Annotated in this window: 16 protein-coding genes; 4 read left to right on the forward strand and 12 right to left on the reverse strand. The window is 38.1% G+C overall.

Annotation, left to right across the window (positions count from 1 at the left end; translation table 11 throughout):
• Nucleotides 1-3: 3 nt before the first annotated feature.
• From J4Q03_RS17660 to J4Q03_RS17675, 4 genes are all read right to left on the reverse strand, one after another.
• Nucleotides 4-1,320, reverse strand: coding sequence for a DUF5690 family protein (locus tag J4Q03_RS17660; RefSeq protein ID WP_426049441.1), 1,317 nt, complete (start codon nt 1,318-1,320; stop codon nt 4-6).
• A gap of 4 nt (nt 1,321-1,324) precedes the next feature.
• Nucleotides 1,325-4,150 (reverse strand): TonB-dependent receptor, encoded by a 2,826-nt coding sequence (locus tag J4Q03_RS17665; protein ID WP_426049442.1) that lies wholly within the window; start codon nt 4,148-4,150, stop codon nt 1,325-1,327.
• A gap of 319 nt (nt 4,151-4,469) precedes the next feature.
• Nucleotides 4,470-5,045, reverse strand: a complete 576-nt coding sequence (locus J4Q03_RS17670; RefSeq protein ID WP_426049443.1) for a helix-turn-helix domain-containing protein — start codon at nt 5,043-5,045, stop codon at nt 4,470-4,472.
• A 133-nt stretch (nt 5,046-5,178) separates the two neighbouring features.
• A complete protein-coding gene (locus tag J4Q03_RS17675) occupies nt 5,179-5,841 on the reverse strand; it encodes an NAD(P)H-dependent oxidoreductase (protein WP_426049444.1) in 663 nt (220 codons plus the stop codon).
• 119 nt (nt 5,842-5,960) lie between these two features.
• On the opposite strand from J4Q03_RS17675, the gene J4Q03_RS17680 reads away from it, so the two are divergent.
• Entirely contained in the window at nt 5,961-6,341 is a 381-nt protein-coding gene (locus J4Q03_RS17680) for a winged helix-turn-helix transcriptional regulator (RefSeq protein ID WP_426049445.1), read from the forward strand.
• Between the two features lie 3 nt (nt 6,342-6,344).
• Here J4Q03_RS17680 and J4Q03_RS17685 read toward each other — a convergent pair whose 3' ends face one another.
• Nucleotides 6,345-6,782 (reverse strand): RidA family protein, encoded by a 438-nt coding sequence (locus tag J4Q03_RS17685; protein ID WP_426049446.1) that lies wholly within the window; start codon nt 6,780-6,782, stop codon nt 6,345-6,347.
• A 257-nt stretch (nt 6,783-7,039) separates the two neighbouring features.
• Nucleotides 7,040-7,360, reverse strand: a complete 321-nt coding sequence (locus J4Q03_RS17690) for a hypothetical protein (protein ID WP_426049447.1) — start codon at nt 7,358-7,360, stop codon at nt 7,040-7,042.
• Nucleotides 7,361-7,518: 158 nt separating this feature from the next.
• Here J4Q03_RS17690 and J4Q03_RS17695 point away from each other — a divergent pair, with 158 nt between their 5' ends.
• The 3 genes from J4Q03_RS17695 (at nt 7,519) to J4Q03_RS17705 (ending at nt 10,325) form a co-directional block, all read left to right on the forward strand.
• Nucleotides 7,519-8,283 carry a hypothetical protein gene (locus J4Q03_RS17695; protein WP_426049448.1) on the forward strand — a complete coding sequence of 255 codons (765 nt, stop codon included), beginning with the start codon at nt 7,519-7,521 and terminating at the stop codon, nt 8,281-8,283.
• Between the two features lie 203 nt (nt 8,284-8,486).
• Entirely contained in the window at nt 8,487-9,116 is a 630-nt protein-coding gene (locus J4Q03_RS17700) for a hypothetical protein (protein WP_426049449.1), read from the forward strand.
• 219 nt (nt 9,117-9,335) lie between these two features.
• A complete protein-coding gene (locus tag J4Q03_RS17705; protein ID WP_426049450.1) occupies nt 9,336-10,325 on the forward strand; it encodes a hypothetical protein in 990 nt (329 codons plus the stop codon).
• Between the two features lie 206 nt (nt 10,326-10,531).
• Here the strand turns inward: J4Q03_RS17705 and J4Q03_RS17710 are convergent, their stop codons facing one another.
• From J4Q03_RS17710 to J4Q03_RS17735, 6 genes are all read right to left on the reverse strand, one after another.
• Entirely contained in the window at nt 10,532-11,482 is a 951-nt protein-coding gene (locus tag J4Q03_RS17710) for a heavy metal-binding domain-containing protein (RefSeq protein WP_426049451.1), read from the reverse strand.
• A 5-nt stretch (nt 11,483-11,487) separates the two neighbouring features.
• Nucleotides 11,488-11,706 carry a heavy-metal-associated domain-containing protein gene (locus tag J4Q03_RS17715; protein ID WP_230036613.1) on the reverse strand — a complete coding sequence of 73 codons (219 nt, stop codon included), beginning with the start codon at nt 11,704-11,706 and terminating at the stop codon, nt 11,488-11,490.
• Nucleotides 11,707-11,847: 141 nt separating this feature from the next.
• Nucleotides 11,848-12,414 carry a DUF2652 domain-containing protein gene (locus tag J4Q03_RS17720; protein ID WP_426049452.1) on the reverse strand — a complete coding sequence of 189 codons (567 nt, stop codon included), beginning with the start codon at nt 12,412-12,414 and terminating at the stop codon, nt 11,848-11,850.
• Between the two features lie 24 nt (nt 12,415-12,438).
• Entirely contained in the window at nt 12,439-13,854 is a 1,416-nt protein-coding gene (locus tag J4Q03_RS17725; protein WP_426049453.1) for an MFS transporter, read from the reverse strand.
• 32 nt (nt 13,855-13,886) lie between these two features.
• On the reverse strand, nt 13,887-15,236 hold the full coding sequence (locus J4Q03_RS17730; protein ID WP_426049454.1) for a TolC family protein: 1,350 nt from the start codon (nt 15,234-15,236) through the stop codon (nt 13,887-13,889).
• A gap of 23 nt (nt 15,237-15,259) precedes the next feature.
• A complete protein-coding gene (locus J4Q03_RS17735) occupies nt 15,260-18,364 on the reverse strand; it encodes an efflux RND transporter permease subunit (protein WP_426049455.1) in 3,105 nt (1,034 codons plus the stop codon).

Below are 18,364 nucleotides of genomic sequence, written 5' to 3' on the forward strand. Positions count from 1 at the left end.
ATTTTAAATTTTAAAAGCGTCGAAACGAACCGCCTCCGATGTTTTTTCGTTTTCTGCATTAGATTTTGACCCTGATTTTTTTTGAAATGCTAAAAAAGCAATGACTGAAAAAATGAAAACAGTAACAGCGATAATGTAATTAAGATGGATGTAAAAATGAAGCCAGGAACGGTCCTGCGAACCTAGATTTTTCAGAAACAGTACCGAAACACTTCCCAAATATCCAAAAGCATCCACGAAGTAGATGAAAAATCCTACATTTCCTTTAATTTTAAATGCGGCAATCATCCGGTCGAAATAAATTCCGTTAAAAGGAATATAGCAGAGATACATCCCGAAGCCTGATACCGTCATCCATAAGAATGGAGAGATGATTTTGTTCTGAAATAAAATGGTGGAGCAAACGACTAAAATAATTCCGCCAAAAAGAATATAATGATAGTAATCAAAGGCTTTTCTGTTGTTTTTTACTTTTACCATAAAACCCAGAATCAGCAGTACCATCACTGAGATCGGAATTTCGGTTAAAGTGAAGACCGAGCTGTCTGCAGCACCGCTCATCTCATCCCAGATTTCACGGCTGAAATTGTCCCGGAAATCCCTTAAAACAGTAAGACAAATGTAAAGTATTGTGATGCTGAACAAAGGAAGAAAAAACTTTTTGACCAAAAACATTCTTTCGTCTTTACTCAATGGTTTTCTTTCTTTTTTCAAAGCGATGTCTTCTCCATCCGGAGGAGGGATTTTATTCAAAAAAACAGCAAAAATGATTAATGGGATAATGAAAATTAAGCCGGTAGCAAACGGCATCCAGAATTCTGAAACTCCGAAACTGTCCATTAAAAACTTTCCGGCAGATTTTACCACTCCTGAAGAAACCACAAAGCTTGAACAGAGAAATAAACCGATAATTTCGGTGGTTTTTCTTCCTTCAATATAGGAGAAAACAATCCCCCAAATCATTCCCAAAGGAATTCCGTTGATGAACATCAACAAAATGTTGTATGGCGCCGGAACAATTGCAAAACCTAACAAAGCGATTTCAGCTGCTCCGATAAAAATCAAAAGAAAAAGAATTCTTTTCTGAGGTTTTAATTCTGAAATGAATTTAATTCCGATAAATTTTGAGATAAAATAACCGACCGCCTGTGCTAGAATAATCAAGATTTTGTAATCGAAACCAAAAAATTCCAGATTGCTGAATGAGGCTACTGCAAAAGGTTTCCTGAACGCGTACATGCAGAAGTAGACCCCGAAAGCAGCAATGGCCGCTTTCAGAGTTACATTCCATGTGTTGTTTTTTAATAGAGAAGTAATCATTGCGTTAGAAATTAAGTTTTACCCCAACGTTTCCTCTTACTCCGTAATATTCTACCTGTTCCGGTCTGTCCTGGCTTTCCCCGAAATGATAGATCAGAGGTTTGTTCAGGATATTGTTGACATCTGCAAAAACAGTGAAGTGTTTGTTGATCTGATAAGACGCCCCGAAGTCTAAGTTGCTGTATTTTCCGTAATAAGAATCATAAAGATCTTCTTCTGCATATTCTACCGCAAACTTTCCTTTATGGTTATATGCCAGCCTTGCATTGAATCCGCTTTTCTCAAAGAATAGCTGAATATTGTACAATTCTTTCGCCTGGTACGGAAGCTTTACTTTTCTGCCGCTTGGTTTTTCCATTTCTGAAGTCATGAATGTGGCATTCAATTGTGTTCCGAAATACTGAAGAAACCCTGGTAGAAAATCAAATCTTCTGTTGATTCCCAGTTCAATTCCGCCTAGCCATGCTGCTTTTCCGTTGTTTGGAGCACTGAACTGGACTCCGGTGATTCCGTTGTAATTTCCTATGAAAGAATCCTGAAAGATAGGATCTGTGATGGATTTATAGAAAATCCCGCCGCTTAGAATCCCGACATTGGAGAAATAATATTCGCCCATGAGATCCAGGTTGATAGAGTAGGTGGGGTTCAGATTCGGGTTTCCGCCTTTAAATTCATTATCTGCTTCGATATAGGTTCCGCCCGGTGTAAGATCTCCGAAATTAGGTCTTGAAAATGTACGGGTTGCCGCAAATCTTAAGTTGGTTTTTTCGTTGATGGTATATTTAAAATGCAGCATTGGTAAAACCGCAAGATAGTTTTTGGTGTTCTCCACCGGTATCAGAACATCGTCAACAATATGGTAACCTTTTACTTTGGTATGGGTATTCGATAATCTCAGACCTCCTAAAATGATTATTTTATCATTGATCTTATAGGTTCCCATTCCGTAAGCATCTGTATGTTTTTCGAAAACATCAAAATTTCTTCCTAATGCCTTATTATATTCCAGTGCTTCTGAATCGGTTTTGTTGATCGCTAAATTTCCCTGATTCTGGTACCAGAACTGATCCATTCCGCCCGTCGAAAGTACCGGGCCGAAAGTGTTTCCGATATTGGCATTCATCTCGCTCAGATATTTCGCAGCACCAGGCTGGCTTGTGATATACGGATTGAAATCTGATAATAAGGGAGCTGTTCCGTTCGACCAATTGTAGAAAATATCTGAGAAGCGGGCATTACGTTCTTTGTCCCGGTACTTTAATCCGTATTTTAAAGTTAGTTTTTCTGAAACATTGATTTCGTGGTTGAAACCTGCTACAATTTTATCTCTTTCCTGCACATACACTTTATAGAATTCCAGATCGGTAAATTTCATTTGGCCTGCATCCATTTTGAAGTTCGGGTTACTGTAAAAACCAAATAGTGCATCAGGATCTTTGTAATCTAGTTTTCCACCGTCAGCTTTCCAGTAGGCTCTCGGGCCCGATCCTTTGTTTGAAATATAATCCGGATTGATGCCTACACCGCTTTGAGTGTATTTTATAACATAGTAAGAATTGTTCTGCTGATCAGGAATGTTTCCGTATTTGAAAAGGTTGTTGTAGTAAGAAAGATCCCAGTCTATTTTACTTTTGTTTAGCTGATGGACTCCGCCTAAAGAAACCGACGTGAGTTCTGTAATCAGCAAATTGTGAATATTCTGAAGCTCAACTCTTGCCGTATTGTTGGTTGCACTGAACTTGTCAAACCGTACCCTGTGCTTATAGTGAGTTTCATCGTCGGAAAGGGTTCCGTACATTCCTTTCAGATACAATGTGCTTTTGGGAGATAACACATATTCTAAAGCTGCATTGGCACCTGTGGTTTTTCTTACCCCGTTGTAGTCGCGGAGTTCCATTCTGAAAACCCCTTCGTCACCGCTTCTTCTTGCTTCAAAATTATCTGTTGACCAGTTTCTGATAAAGTGGGAAAAATTAACAAGATATCCGAATTTTTTATTTTTCGTTCTGCCGCCGTAGAGCAAACCAAGATTGTAAACTCCTTTATCGGACTTTGCATTGTAACCTGTTCCTAAAGTTCCTCTGAACTCAGTTTTCATTGGTGGAGTTTTGGTGATGAAATTTACGCCTCCGCCAATTCCGTCTGCTTCCATATCCGGAGTAAAAGATTTGTTGACATGCACATAAGAAATTAATTCAGTCGGAAAAAAGTCGAATGCCGTAGCTCGGGAAGTGGTTTCCTCTTCAGCGGTGGGAAGCCTGTTCCCATTGATGGTTGTAGAAGCCCAAAATGGAGGAAGCCCTCTTAGTGAAACAAACCTTCCTTCCCCCTGGTCACGTTCAATTGAAACACCCTGCACTCTCTGAACAGTCTCTGCTGCATTTCTGTCCGGAAGTTTTCCGATACCGTCTGAAGCAATAACATTGGAAATGTTGATGGCGTTTTTCTGCATATTTAATGCTCTTGCTTCGCTGTTTTTCAAAGATCCGGTTACTACAACTTCATCAATATTCCTCTGTTTCTGAACCATTGAAATGATTCCCAGATCAAGCGACTGATCTGAAATAAGGTCAATATTCAGGTTTTTAGGCTCAAAACCGATATAGCTTATTTTCAGAATATGCTGACCGGTTTTAAGGTCATTGATTGTGAATCTTCCTTCCGCATCGGTGATGGTAACCTTTGAAGTTCCCTCAACAGATATCACAGCGCCCGGAAGTGATTGAGTATCATCTGATATAAGCCCGGTCACAATTTGTTTCTGGGCAAAAACTACGATGGTGCAGCATGCAAACAAAGGGGTGAGACTTTTTTTAAGTATGGCATTCATTTTTTTACAAATATTAAAATTGCACTGCAAAAATAGCCTTGATTTTTAATATTTATAAACTTTTTAAATTAATTGTACGTAAACAAATTGGCTCTTAAACCTTACATTGAATGCTGCCAGGTTATCCCCTTTGGTTAGTGTGAATGGTTGTAATGATCTGTAAACTAATTAGTTGTTTTAATGTGATGGTGCGGGGTAGGTTATCGTTATACTGTAAAATAACCATTTTGCTGTTAAGGATACGTTATTTATTTGTTAATTTGAAAAAATAAAAGTTTACAAATAGTAAACTTTTATGATGTTAATACGAAATTTTTTATCAGCCATTATTGGAATAAAGATACAAAACCAGCATAATGCAGGATTCATCGGAAATGCTTTGTGGCACATGGGGATATCTTCCGTTGAAATAGAGCGCATCGCCTTCTGATAATATAATTTCTTCCTGATCTATTAAATATTTTACAGTTCCTTTTAGGATATATTTAAATTCCCAGGCATCGGTAATTACTTTTTCGCGCTTTGAATTGGGTTCCAGTGTTAGCAAAACGGCTTCAAAGCCTAATGTATTTAAGCTTTTGCTGAAAATGTGCATATATTTGAAGCCCTGCGCTTCCACTTCCTTTTCAATAATCTGCTGGCTGGCCTTCGGAATGTAGATGAATTTGGCATTACTTCCTCTTTCTACCCCTTCAAAAAAATAGCTTGCATCAATTTCCAGCGACTGAATAAGATCAAGCAAAACAGGAAGAGAAGGTATTGTTCTGCCATTTTCTATTCTCGAAATCAGACCGTTACTTACACTGGCTCGGTTCGCCAGCTCGTTGATAGTGAGATTATTTGCTTTTCTGATGTCTTTTATTCTCTTTCCTATTCCGATGATAAAGTCGCTCATGCCTAATATTCTTGTTGTTTAAAAGTTTACAAATAGTAATTTTTAGCAAATGTACTGATATAGATTTGTTTTGCGAATTAGTAAGATAGTAAATCTGAAATAGTTTATCACGACAAAGAAACCAATTAAGGTATTATTTATCGGCTGTGACCACAGGTTCTGTAAAAATATCTTTCAGGCGATTACTCCATTTTTCTAAGATTTCTTTCCGTTTTTCATCTTCAATGCGCTCAATGGAACAATGTATTTCCAAAGGCAGTACAGAAAAACCGACAAATTCAAGAATGCCTGTCTGAATTGGATGCAGAACCTGATCGGTGCTTCCATATTTTGCAGTTGTGTAATTCTTTTCCGGACCACCTGTTGTTATTGATAACAGGGCTTTCTTTCCTTTGAGCAGACCGGTATCATACATCCTGCCGTTATCATAAAATTTTCCCATTGCAAAAACCCTATCGACCCAACCTTTCAATATGGCAGGAACAGAAAACCACCAAAGCGGAAATTGCCAGATCATCAGATCGCACCAAAGTACTTTATCCTGCTCTGCAAGTACATCACTTGCAAAACCATTGTTTTCGTAAGCGAAATGTTCTTCGTTTTGCTGACTGAAATAGGCTGTATTTTTTACAGTTGTGAAATTATTCCTGTCAGAAACAGGATTGAAATTCATCCGGTATAGGTCCGATGTTTTTACTTCGTGACCTTCTTCTTCCAGTGTTTTTATGGCTTCCTGATACATGGCAGCATTAAAGCTTTTCGGTTCCGGATGTGCGATTACAATTAAAACTTTCATTGTCTTTATTTGTTTTGAATAGGTTTAATATGAACTATCATAATTATAGTTGCAAAACTAATTTTAGTAATTTATATTTGCAATAACTATCCAAACGGATAGGTCTAAACAGCAGAGGAATGAAAACAGAATGTATCGGCGATTACGTGAAACTGAAAGGCAAAGCTTATCCCTGCACGGTAAGCCTTACAATGGATTTAGTGGGTGGAAAATGGAAAGCCGTTATTCTTTACCACTTAAAAGATGAAGCGAAAAGATTTAGTGAACTGCGCAAGGAAATTCCTTCCGTCACGGAAATGACATTAAGCCTGCAGTTAAAACAATTAGAGAAGGACGGGCTGATTTCAAGAAAAGTTTACGGTAAAAAGCCGCCTGTAAAAGTAGTGTACAGCTTAACCGATTTTGGAAAGAGCTTTGTTCCCGTTTTGGAAGCTATTACCGAGTGGGGCAATCAGGTAGTGAACGAAAAAGGCGAGTTTTTGACCAGCGGTACAGGTTAATATTTATTTTGGAAGATGGGCAATTAATTCAATTTCTAATTTTGCTTTAGGCATATACAGTCTTTGTATCTGAATCCAGGTAGCAGCAGGAAAATCATTATTGTAATATTTTTTTCTGACATAATTGAGCTTTTTCATTGCTTCAATATCCGTTGTATACAGATTTTCTTTTACTACATTTTCAAATGTTGCTCCAAAACTGGCTAAAGAAGCATTTAAGTCATCATAAACGGATTTGATTCCTTCGGGAGTAATATCAGTTGTTACAGCACCTGAAATATAAAGAACATTGTCAACTTTTAAAACCTGACAATAACCGGCAACTGTATCTTGTTTGGCTTTACTGTTGTTCCAATGCCACTTTTCTTTTTTGATATGGTTTTCCTGTGAAAAAGCATTGCTGGAGAATAGCAGAAACGAAAGTATGATAATGTATTTCATTGTAATTAAAAATAATTATTGTAAAATATTCTAACGAACTAAACTAACAAAATTTCTTCAAAGAAATCTTTTTTGAGAGATACAATTAAACAATTATTTAATCGTTTACTGTTTAAAATCTTATTAAGGATATATTCAATAGCTGAAGGCTGCTACAGGAATTTTCTTACCATCATCAAAAATTCTAAATCCGTAAGATTGTTTAAAAAAGTCCAAAATAGGAGAGGGGATAAAATTTATATTCTTTTTAAGCCTTATCAGTTTTTATATTCTAAAGGATAAATATCAGTGACCACACCACTTCCGATTGTACCTGAATTGATAATAAGCTCGAAGTCCATTCCTTTATATATTTTATCCAGCATTTCTTGAGCTTCCAATAAAATGACATCGGCAATCACCGTATCTCCGGGAAATACCAGTTCTGTCTCTAAAAATGTTTGGCGGGCAATAAATTCTTTTTCATCATAGGGAAATTTGATGATGGTTCTGAAACCTGAAGAAACAGGCGTTACAATACCGCCATCTTTTGTGGCAAGATAGGTCAGTGTAGCTTTGAAATGTGGCCTTTTTTCCATTCTATAATTTTAACTTAAGAATCAATCAAACCTTGAACCGTTCTAAGCTGCTGATGATAGAAATTTTATAAAAATGATAGTAAAGAAACCGCTAAATTCAAGTATCATCATTATCATCAATAATATCATAAATTTATATCCTGTAAATCGAATAACTAATGAAAAATAAAATTTATCTGATCTTCGCATTATTCCTTCTTATATCCTGCCATTCTCAGGACAATAAAATTGTTGATCTGGCAAAAATATCGAATGATTTTGATGCCTCAGAATTTTATCTGAACAGGATTAAAAAAACCAATGAAATCATTTCGAAAGATCCTAAGACTATGGACAAGAAAGAAGCTTTACATCTTTTAGATGATGCATTTTTTGTCAAAGATACTTTAGGATACTATAAAACGGATGGGAGATTCCCGACGGATCTGTCTTTGGAGCCAACCAATGACTGGATGGTAAGAAATAAAAAACCAACCGAAATATTTGGCTATGGCTACAAAACGGTCGCCTATGATCCTGAAAAAGACAAGATCGCTATTTTAAACACAGTAGCATTCCCAAAAATGGATATGGTGGTGGACCGTAAAGGCAACTTAGTGTATCTTGAAGTGGGAAAGACGTCAAAAAGTAACGCTGATTTTAATAAGATCAAAGACTACATCAGTAAAAACTGCAAGGAACTTGCTGTTGATGACAACGACCCCAATGCGTCTTATTGGGAAGGTGAAGATTTCTACTATTATCTTGTTAAAGATGATCATAAAGAAGAGGAGATCTCTTTCGATTCACAGGGAAATAAGACATCCGGATCGGTAGAGGTAACAGAAATTAAATTGTCAATGTTTGAAAAATCTTACATTAAAAAAATGGAAGAGCTTGAGATCTATTCGGCAGGATATAGATTCTGGAAAAAATCTCTGTGATGCAAACCCATTCATCCGACGCACATAAGATATTCAGCAGTAACCATAATAAAATTTCTATTTCACTTTTTGAGTCATATTTTTCGTATTTTGACCTGATAATAATGTCTTGAATTGTGCTGTGTTTTCTTTTCTGCTTAAATAAAAGCTTTGAAAAAATCCGGTAACCGTATGATCTGTCATAGATCCTAAATATGTAACAAATGACAAAAAGCAACAAACTATTATTCTTCATATCTCTGTTGGTATTTACTGGTGTTACTGCACAGAAAAGTAAAACGAGTACCCAGAATATATTGCCTGATTGGAGAAAGGATACTTTTAATTATGCAAAGCAGATTGTGCCTTCAAAAATAAAAAATGATAATACCGGAGAGCTGATTCCTGTCACACTTAAAAAAGATTACATCACAAAGGCAGACAATGATCCGGTTGTATTGGCAATCTGCACAGTAGAGAATGGTCATAAAGAGACCTCCTCATTAACCTACTTTTTTATCAATCCGAAAACCAACCAGATAATTTCAAAGTTTAAGTCTGTTTTGACGGTCAAAGGCTGTGATCTGACTATTCCTGCGTTCGTTATTAAGGACATTGATGGAGATAAAAAGGACGATTTTATATTTTTAGAATTATATAATGATCGATGCAAGGGTGATTATCGGATCAGCTCAAATTTTCATCAGATCAAGCCTGAAACGACAAAAAACGAATTGGATTATTATCTGAAACTTAGAAATGATATAAGAATCAACCGAAAAGTAACAACAGCTGAAACAGGTCAGTTACAGAAAAAATTGGAGGAAGTCGTTGCCGAGTTGTTTAATCATTAATTAGTCAGAGAAATTACTCGAATGATGAACAACGTTTATGTGTATTTTGTATTCATTTTAAGATCAATTTCGCAGCCTTAGGAATTATTACATCTAAAAACAATAAAACATAATTTTTGATATTTAATCGTATTTTTGTTCGCCGAAAATACTCGTTTTCATTATTTGCAAACGTCTATAAGCAAGAGAACTTAATCTATTTTTAATCAATCAAAAATTATGACCAGAAAACTATCCTTATTACCATTTTTTATTTTTATTTGTAGCTCTACTTTTTCACAGGAAAAATATGAGGACAGTATTAAAAACATTATTAAAAAGGACTTTGTAAACATTAAGGCAGCAGACTTTAAAAATTTAGTTCCTTATGAAACTGAAAAAGGAATGGGGTATTTAAACGCAAAAAACAATAAAACAGTTGTTTTACCTAACTATTACCAATTAGATTTTGCCAAACCAAACTTAAGAGGGAATTATAATAATACTGCTTATTTTGAAATAAACAATAGCACGAAAGAAATAGAAGTGTCTTTGCAAAACTGGCAGATTTTTGATGTTTCACCTCAGGAAGGTCCTATAAAAAAAGGATATTCAAAAGGATTTTATGTTGTTAATAATTCAATTTTTTCTTATTCAGACAATTATACTTACTGTCCGCAATTATTCAAATATAAGAATGAGGATTTTGCTGTTGCTGTTAAAGAAAACAGATATGCCGTTATAAAACCAAGCGGTGAAACTTTAAAAAACCTGGATTTTGATTATTCACATTTAGACTTAGTCTATAAAGAAAATGATAACATTTGGTTCAAGTACAAAACGATAGAAGGAGAGCAGGGTTTCATAAATATGGATGGTGAAAAAAAACTCATAAATGATATAATCAGCAATAGTAGAAGTCAGACAGAGGGCTATTTCTCTTTTATTGATTCTGAGCATTCTATAAAAAGGAAATATTATGGTTATTCCATCGAATCAAATAAAGAATTGTATGGTGTGTTCGATTTTTTAACAATGACTTGGTTAATCAGACCACAAAAAATCTTTAAAATTGAGGAAATTAACTACAGTACGGATAAGAATTTAGTCGCAGGATATAATTTAGAAGATAGAAAAAATCTGAAATTTTATTTCTTGGTTCGCGAAGGGGAAAACGAAACAGCATATTACATTGACGATACATTGAAAAAGTATAAGCCTAGAAAATAAGCTATATTAACTGAATTAGTCAATACTAATCTGACCGTTACAAACAAATTTGAATAACTTTAAAGACGATTAGTATTGATTAAATTCAGATGATGACCTTGTGCTTACTATTTAATAATTCGTGATTCTTATTCCCAAGGATAACCTTGCCGATATATGTTTATCCGGATTTTAGTAATGGTTTTTATCCTTTACTTTGAGGAGACCTAGTGTTGATGAGTGTGCGACTTTTCTTCGTTTTCGCCTTTTTTTCCTTCGGATACATCAACGGTAAAATCTGCTGTATGCACCTTTCCATCTATTTTAAACTGTGCCCACATTCTGTAAACTCCCGCATTTTCGATATGTGTCTGCGCAAAAATTGGGAAACGGCTGTCTGATACCGGATGAATATGCAGAAATTCTTTGTTTACCTTTCCAATCATTACGATATGGGCAGATGCGCCTAAATATTGTTGCAAATCCTTTTCGGTTAACTTCTTTCCATCTTTTTCGATGGAGATTTCCAGGTGTTGTGTTTTGTTGGTTTTAAAATCACTTCCATTGATAAGCGTGACTGTATATCCATCAACTTTTGAGATATACTTGGTTGAAATATCATTATTAACCGGACTGCTTTTTCCCTGCACTTCAATTTCCTGTTTGTTCAAGGTCTGTTCGCCACCGCTTGGTTTAAAATCAGAAAACAGAAGATACTTTCCACCAGTTGGGAATGTTTCCGTAATCGCATACGCACCGTCAGTCTGCTCTTCCGGATGGATGTGGCGGAACCAGCTTAAATCTTCACTAACTACCATTAAATGTAATTTCATCTCGTGTGAAATATCCAAGGCTACATTTTTTTCGTTTTGCTTTACAGCAAGTGTCAATTGAGTTGGTTTTCCTGCTTCCACATTTGTTGGCGAAGTAGTTAATTGCACCTCATACGCAACTGCATTTTCAGGATTAACTGCTTTCAAATCCATGCCACATTTAGGGCATTTATCCCCGTGTTTTCCGGTTACTTCCGGGTGCATAGGGCAAGCGTAAACGCTTTCTTTGTCTGTGTGCTCGTGAGTTGCCATATCTTTATTTTTTTTATTTTCTACATTGTTACAGGCCGATAAAGTGACTAAGCAAACCGTTACGCCCAACAATGTATTGATGACCTTTTTCATCTTAATTATTTTATAGTTTCAATTTTGAAACCTGCCTTTTGAACTGCTTCTATCACTTTTTGCTCAGTAATTCCTTCAGATTTTAGGGTTAGGATCTTCTCTCTGTTGGCAGTGTCCACTTCCCATTGCCCGATACCTTCGGCATCATTTAGAAAAGGGGTTACTTTTGCTACGCAGCTGCTGCAATTGATATTTGTCTTGAACTGAAAATTCGTATTTTCCATTTTTAATTTATTTTAAATTATTTATTGATACAAAGTTGAGCCAAATAACACGATTTCTATTGCGGTTTTTGGGTTTTGATTTGTAAGATTTACTGATTGCAGATTTTGTACTGCTAACGATATTGAAGGTCTGGTTTCAGATTACAGGTAATGGATGTACCCAATTTTAGCCAGGTAAATACAGTTGTCGCAGTTATCATATTCAATAATAGACTGAGCAGGCTGTTCGAAATTAGCTTTTAAAAAGGCTTCGGAGAACAAAGCATACGGTGGAAACTTTGCCATGTGGTTTTTGAGCATTTGATGAGCTTCTACAACGGTAGCTCCGTAAAGTTTTTTAAACTTGCCAATTGTATATTGGGTAAAAGAGCCATAGTGCACAATAATTTTCAATGATAAAGAAATTTCCATAGTAAGCTCCAATGATAACCTGCCTAGCTCTTTTTTGAAATTCTTGTACATTACCACAATCTGAGCTAACGTATCGTCAAACGAGGGTATTTTGCGGTATTTATAAAACAATACCGCATCTCCCTCGATCTCAGAAACTTTAAATGAAAGATTATTACTGTCAATTATTGATTTCAGAAGATTTTCAGTTATATATTTTCCTGTAAACATATTGGTATTTATAACAAAATCTGTAAAACCGGATATATCCGGAATCATTATTATTCCTGTTTCATTTGGGGAAATAAGTTCTTCCATATCTAAACCGTTCAATGCAGCTGGTTAATTTTTAAGTGTTTTTACAGAAAAGAAAGCAATAATTGCAGCAATTACACATATAACAGCAGCCGAGAAAAATGCGGTTTGAAAACCGGCATTCAGTGCTGCCATATCAGTAGCTCCTGCTGTTTTAACAGCATTGGTTTTTGCAGCAGAAATAGCAACAATAATCGCCAGACCCAAAGCCGAACCTACCTGATAACTCGTATTGACCAATCCTGAAGCCAGCCCTGTTTCCTCGGGTTTAGCACCCGACATCGAAGCAATCGTACCCGGAATATAAGCCAACGACATACCCAGCGCTCCCAACAAAGATGCAGGCAATACATTGACCAGGAACGTTCCATCAGCCGGAATGGTACTAAACAGGAAAAGTGAAATGGCAAGTGCAATTAGCCCGGCTATAAGATTTGTTTTGAAACCAAATTTGGCTACCAGTTTACCCGTAACCCCTACCATCAGAAACATGATAGCAATCGTCATAGGCAGCAATGCCAGTCCACTATTGAAAGCAGAATAGTTCAGCGTTTGCTGCAGGTACAGGTTGAGGAAAAACCATAAAGGTATCCAGGCTGCGGCCAACAAAGCCATGACCAGATTACCTGATGAAAGATTGGGCACTTTGAAAATACTTAGCGGAACCAAGGGCTCCTTTTTCTGCTTTTGGATAACAAAGAATATAATGAACAATACTAAAGACAAGGCTAACAATCCAATGGTCTGAAGCGATTTCCATCCTGCACCTTCAGCTGATACAATACCATATACGGCTAACACCAATGCGGCTGTTGCCAGAATTGCGCCTGCTGCATCCACTTTTCCTTTTTGAGTACTGCCTTTAAACAACAGTCTTCGGCTATAAAACAGCACAGCAAGTCCTATGGGAATATTAATGAGGAATACCCAATGCCAGGAAAGCCATTCGGTAATAGCGCCGCCAAGGAAAACTCCTGCAGAACCACCTGCCGCTGCAGAAGCGCCCCAAAAACCTAATGCTTTATTGAGTTCTTTCGGGTCGGTAAATTTGGACAGCACTAAGGTAAGCGCTGCCGGGGCAATCAACGCAGAACCCAAGCCCTGCAAAGCCCTTCCGGCATTAAGTGCTGCTTCTGACCAAGCGACACCTGCCAGAAGTGATGCAGCAGAAAGGATGACAAAACCCCACATAAAAACCTTACGGGCACCAAACAAGTCCGACAGGCGGCCACCGAGCAGTAAAAAGCCGCCAAATGCGATAACATAGGCATTAAAAATCCATTGTAAGCCGCTTTGTGAATACCCGAGATCTGCTTTTATTGCCGGCAAAGCTACCCCGATAATAGAAGTGTCCATAATTACTATAAACTGCGCAGTACAAAGTAAGAAAAGTGCTGACCAGCGTTTGCTGTATGCGACAGGTTGGTCTATTGGTTGTTTCATGTTTTTTATTTTTTTTAAGTATTGATGAGTAATTACAGGCTTAGCAGCCCAAGCGCATTTTGCAGCTCTACGTGGAGCATTCGCAGGTTATATACAGCATTCAGATAGTTGATCTTGGCTTGGGTTAATGCCAATTCGGCATCCGTCAATTCAAGCCTTGAACCTAAGCCGTTTTTGAAACGGTCTTCCATCATATGATGGTTCAGTTCTGCCGATTGCACGGTGGTTTCCTGAATGTCCATTTGGGTATTGGCTTCTTTCCATTTGCTTATAATGGTGGCCAGTTCTGTTTTAACCTTATCTTTTAAATCGTTTAACCGTATATCTTCTTGCGCTGCTTTAATTTTTGCCTGGCTGATTTGAGATTGGGTACGGTAGCCGTTAAAAATAGGTACAGTCAATTGTAAGCCCAGAAAAGAAGTTCTTGGTAAAGAATATTCCCCAAACTTCATATCATCTGCCTGTGCCTGTATCTGATATTGCCCAATCAGAGAAAGCTGCGGCAACAATAAGGCTTGCGTAGCTTTTAATTTTTTTTGCTGAAGGTCAATGGATAATTTTTGAATATTCAGGTCTTTTCGGTTGGCTTCTGCAATTTTGAATGCCTCATCAACTTGGTGAAATTCGTTTTTGTTGGCTTCAAGACCCAGCTCAAGGTCATCGGTCAGTTGTAATTCAAATCCATCATCCAGTCCGATCAATCTTTTTAATTCAATACCCGAAACCTCAACATTATTTTTTAAATATGAAATAGAAGATTTTAAATTTTCTACTGCGATAAAACTCCTTAACGTATCAGCTTTTAAGCCTTTTCCCTGCGCTAATAATGCCCGAGAATCCTGCAGTGCCTTGATATTGCGTTGCAGGCTTTGGTCAAGTAAACCCAACTGGCTGTTCCTCATCAATATATCCAGATAGCGGGTTGAAACCTGAAGGGCAACCTGACTTTTCAGGTCGGCGGTCTTTTCATACTCTATTTTTTCATTGATCTTTGAAGCCTTTGTTAGCTGACTTGCGGCCGGTGAAAAAATAGGTTGATGGAGCGATACAAACCCGTTATAGATATTTTTTCCTCCAACGGCGATGTCCTGCACCGGCTTATTGGTGCCTGCAAACGAACCGGGCATGAATATAACCTGCCTGTCGAAATAATAGGAATAGCCAAGGTTTGCTGAAATAGTAGGCAGTAAGGCAGCTTTGGTTTCACGGGTTTTTTCTTTGGCGTTAATTTCTTCCAAAACCTGTACCTGCAAAGCCTTGTTTCCCTGTTTCGCCATTTCCAAAGCATCGGTAAGAGACAGCGTTTTTTTCTGTGCGTACACTATATTTACGCTACTTATCAAGAGCAGCATCGTAACTATATATGAGATATTCTTTTTCATTTTTTCTTTTTTGAGATTTAAAATCATACTACTTCGGCCGGTCTGTTTTCTTCCTCTGTATCTTCTTCTACAATTATTTTCTCCGCTTTCTTGCTTGATAAATAGGAATAAACTGCCGGGATGATGAACAAGGTTAATATTCCGGAGAAGGCTAATCCGCCTACAATCACAATCCCTAACGACTGACGGCTGTTAACCGTCAATGCAATCGGTAAGGCTCCGAATATCATCGCCAAAGAGGTCATCAAAATAGGACGGAAACGTTGCTCGGCTGCCTGTATGGCTGCTTCCCGTTTTGAAAGTCCGGTGTTTTTAAGGTGGTTGGCAAACTCGACGATAAGAATTCCGTTTTTAGTAATTAAACCGATTAGGGTAATTATTCCAATTTGACTGAACACATTTAAACTCTGACCAAACCACGAGAGGCTGAGAATAGCTCCCGTTATAGCCATCGGTACGGTAAGCATAATGGTCAAAGGATCACGTAAGTTGCCAAACTGTGCGGCCAAGATCATATAAATAAGTACCAGTGCCAGAATAAGCGTAAAGGTGATATTGCCCTGGCTTTCGGTATAATCTCTTGACTGACCGGCTAAGGATGCTTTGAACGTTTCACCCAAAACTTCTTTCTTTATTTTTTCGATTTCCTGTATTCCTTCGGCAAGGCTCACTCCCGGTGCCATTGCTGCCGATACGGTCGCAGAAGTATATTGATCGTACCGGTAAATAGCGGCAGGACTTACAGCTTCTTCTGTGGTGATCAGATTGCTCAAGGGTATCATTTCGCCTGTTGTTGAACGGACGTAGATTGCGCTCAGGTCACTTTTGTCATTTCTATACGTTTTATCCAGTTGTCCAATGACTTCATATTGACGGTCGTTTCTTAAGAAATATCCGTAACGCTGCCCGGAAAAGGAGAGCTGCAAAGTATGCGCTACTTCTTCCATAGACACCCCCATCAAGGCAGCTTTCTGACGATCGATATTTATTTTTACTTCCGGTTTATTAATCTTTAAATCGGCATCTATAAACATCAGTTTTTTACTTTGGCGTGCCGCTGCCAGGAATTTTGGAAGTGCTGCCGTCAGACTGTCAAGGTTTTGCGACTGTAATACAAACTGTATCGGCATACCTCCACCATATCGGCTCCCGATAGTTGGCGGCAGATAAGGAAACAGAAGAAATCCTCTGAACTGTCCTGATGCAGCGCCATATTGATTGTACAAGTCCTGAACACTGTGCTTTCTTTCTTTAGGATCTTTGAGATAGATACTTTGCACCGCTACATTCACGGGTGCCGGAGCAGGAATAAAGGAAATAGCGACCATCGAATAGGTTTGATATAAGCCATCGGTAGAGTCGTTGACGTATTTCCCAACTTCGGTCATATGCTTTTTCATATAATCGAAAGAAACACCTTCCGGGGCAACAGCGATGAGGTTCATGTTTGAACGGTCTTCAATGGGTGCCAATTCGGAAGGAAGTTCTTTGCCCACGAAATAAATGAGTGCAGTAGTACCCACTAAGAATACCCAGGCTAGCCATCTGGCTTTCATAAATGTGGTAAGCAAACGGGCATATCCATTATTTAAGCGCACGAAAAACGGCTCAGTAGCACGGTAAAACCAGCTCGGTCTTACTTTTTTCTTTAAAAAATAAGCACTCAACATTGGCGTCAATGTCAAAGCTACCAAAGCCGATACCAGCACCGAACCCGATACTACGATTGCGAATTCCTTGAAAAGCTGTCCGCTAATTCCACCCATGAAAACAATGGGAAGAAAAACAGCTGCTAACGTAATGGTAGTGGAAATAACCGCAAAATAAATTTCTTTGGAACCTTTAAATGCAGCCTGTATGGGCGTCATGCCTTCTTCTATCTTTTTATAAATATTTTCCAGCACAACGATGGCATCATCTACCACCAGACCTATGGCAAGCACTAATCCCAAAAGGGTTAATATATTGATGGAAAAACCTGCCACATACATAATAAAAAATGCGGAAATGATGGATACCGGAATAGCCAATACCGGAATGATGGTTGATCGCCAATCCCTCAGAAACAGAAAAATAATCAATACCACCAGCCCGAAAGCGATAAACAGGGTTTCTTCTACCTCTTTGATAGATTCCCGTACAGAGCTGGTATAGTCGAAACCAACAATCAAACGGTATTCAGATGGAACTTCTTTTCGCAGCTGTTCTAACCGTTTATAAAATTCATCTACCACTTCAATGGCGTTCGCACCCCTTTGAATTTGAATGGCAACACCAATTCCGATACGGTTTAACCCACCAGTTTCATTAATAATTGCGGTGCGTTCGTTTTCTTCGCCCAATTCGGCGGAGCCAATGTCTTTGAGGCGAATTACCGTACTGCCCACTTGCTTGATGAGCATTTCTTCAAAATCATTTACCGAAGTAAGGCGGCCCATTGTACGGATACTCAGCTCGCTGTTGTTTCCTTCTATCCGGCCCGCAGGTAAATCAATATTTTCCCTTGCCAAAGCTTTGCGAATGTCTGCAGGTGTCAATTGATAAGCGGCAAGTTTTGCGGGATCAAAGCGAAGGCGCATGGCATATTTGTGTTCGCCAACAATCGCGACATTGCTAATTCCCGGGATAGACTGCATTTTGTCTTTGATAACGGTAGAGGCGAGGTGACTGACTTCTTTAATGTCTTTGGTATCACTTTCCACCTCGAGGAATGCCACCAGATTGTCTGGAGAAGATGCTTTTTGTACAATAGGCGGATCTACATCGGTAGGGAGTTGTTTACGGGATTTGGCCACTTTGTCCCTTACATCATTCAGTGCATCTTCCAGATCCACTTCACGGTTAAATTCTACCGAAATGATACTTACCTGTTCCCTGGATTCAGAAGAAATAGTACGTATTCCGTTAGCTTCGGCAATAGATTCTTCCATTGGCCGGGTAAGTTTAGATGCAATCACATCAGGGCTTGCACCGGGATAGAAGGTAATAACGGAAATAACCGGGGGTTCTGTTAACGGAAATTCGCGAACACCTAGCTGTTTCCATCCTACTATACCCAAAATAATAAGCAGAAGTGAAAATACTCCGGCTAAAACCGGTTTTTTTATACTTAAAGATGATATACTCAT

This window comes from Chryseobacterium sp. NFX27, assembly GCF_049887855.1.
In the GTDB taxonomy this organism is placed as follows: domain Bacteria; phylum Bacteroidota; class Bacteroidia; order Flavobacteriales; family Weeksellaceae; genus Chryseobacterium.

What these genes read in the sequence shown, in the direction of transcription:
- J4Q03_RS17660 (WP_426049441.1), bottom strand. Translation starts at nt 1,320, where the DNA reads ATGATTACTTCTCTATTAAAAAACAACACATGGAATGTAACTCTGAAA.
- J4Q03_RS17665 (WP_426049442.1), bottom strand. Translation starts at nt 4,150, where the DNA reads ATGAATGCCATACTTAAAAAAAGTCTCACCCCTTTGTTTGCATGCTGC.
- J4Q03_RS17670 (WP_426049443.1), bottom strand. Translation starts at nt 5,045, where the DNA reads ATGAGCGACTTTATCATCGGAATAGGAAAGAGAATAAAAGACATCAGA.
- J4Q03_RS17675 (WP_426049444.1), bottom strand. Translation starts at nt 5,841, where the DNA reads ATGAAAGTTTTAATTGTAATCGCACATCCGGAACCGAAAAGCTTTAAT.
- J4Q03_RS17680 (WP_426049445.1), top strand. Translation starts at nt 5,961, where the DNA reads ATGAAAACAGAATGTATCGGCGATTACGTGAAACTGAAAGGCAAAGCT.
- J4Q03_RS17685 (WP_426049446.1), bottom strand. Translation starts at nt 6,782, where the DNA reads ATGAAATACATTATCATACTTTCGTTTCTGCTATTCTCCAGCAATGCT.
- J4Q03_RS17690 (WP_426049447.1), bottom strand. Translation starts at nt 7,360, where the DNA reads ATGGAAAAAAGGCCACATTTCAAAGCTACACTGACCTATCTTGCCACA.
- J4Q03_RS17695 (WP_426049448.1), top strand. Translation starts at nt 7,519, where the DNA reads ATGAAAAATAAAATTTATCTGATCTTCGCATTATTCCTTCTTATATCC.
- J4Q03_RS17700 (WP_426049449.1), top strand. Translation starts at nt 8,487, where the DNA reads ATGACAAAAAGCAACAAACTATTATTCTTCATATCTCTGTTGGTATTT.
- J4Q03_RS17705 (WP_426049450.1), top strand. Translation starts at nt 9,336, where the DNA reads ATGACCAGAAAACTATCCTTATTACCATTTTTTATTTTTATTTGTAGC.
- J4Q03_RS17710 (WP_426049451.1), bottom strand. Translation starts at nt 11,482, where the DNA reads ATGAAAAAGGTCATCAATACATTGTTGGGCGTAACGGTTTGCTTAGTC.
- J4Q03_RS17715 (WP_230036613.1), bottom strand. Translation starts at nt 11,706, where the DNA reads ATGGAAAATACGAATTTTCAGTTCAAGACAAATATCAATTGCAGCAGC.
- J4Q03_RS17720 (WP_426049452.1), bottom strand. Translation starts at nt 12,414, where the DNA reads ATGGAAGAACTTATTTCCCCAAATGAAACAGGAATAATAATGATTCCG.
- J4Q03_RS17725 (WP_426049453.1), bottom strand. Translation starts at nt 13,854, where the DNA reads ATGAAACAACCAATAGACCAACCTGTCGCATACAGCAAACGCTGGTCA.
- J4Q03_RS17730 (WP_426049454.1), bottom strand. Translation starts at nt 15,236, where the DNA reads ATGAAAAAGAATATCTCATATATAGTTACGATGCTGCTCTTGATAAGT.
- J4Q03_RS17735 (WP_426049455.1), bottom strand. Translation starts at nt 18,364, where the DNA reads ATGAGTATATCATCTTTAAGTATAAAAAAACCGGTTTTAGCCGGAGTA.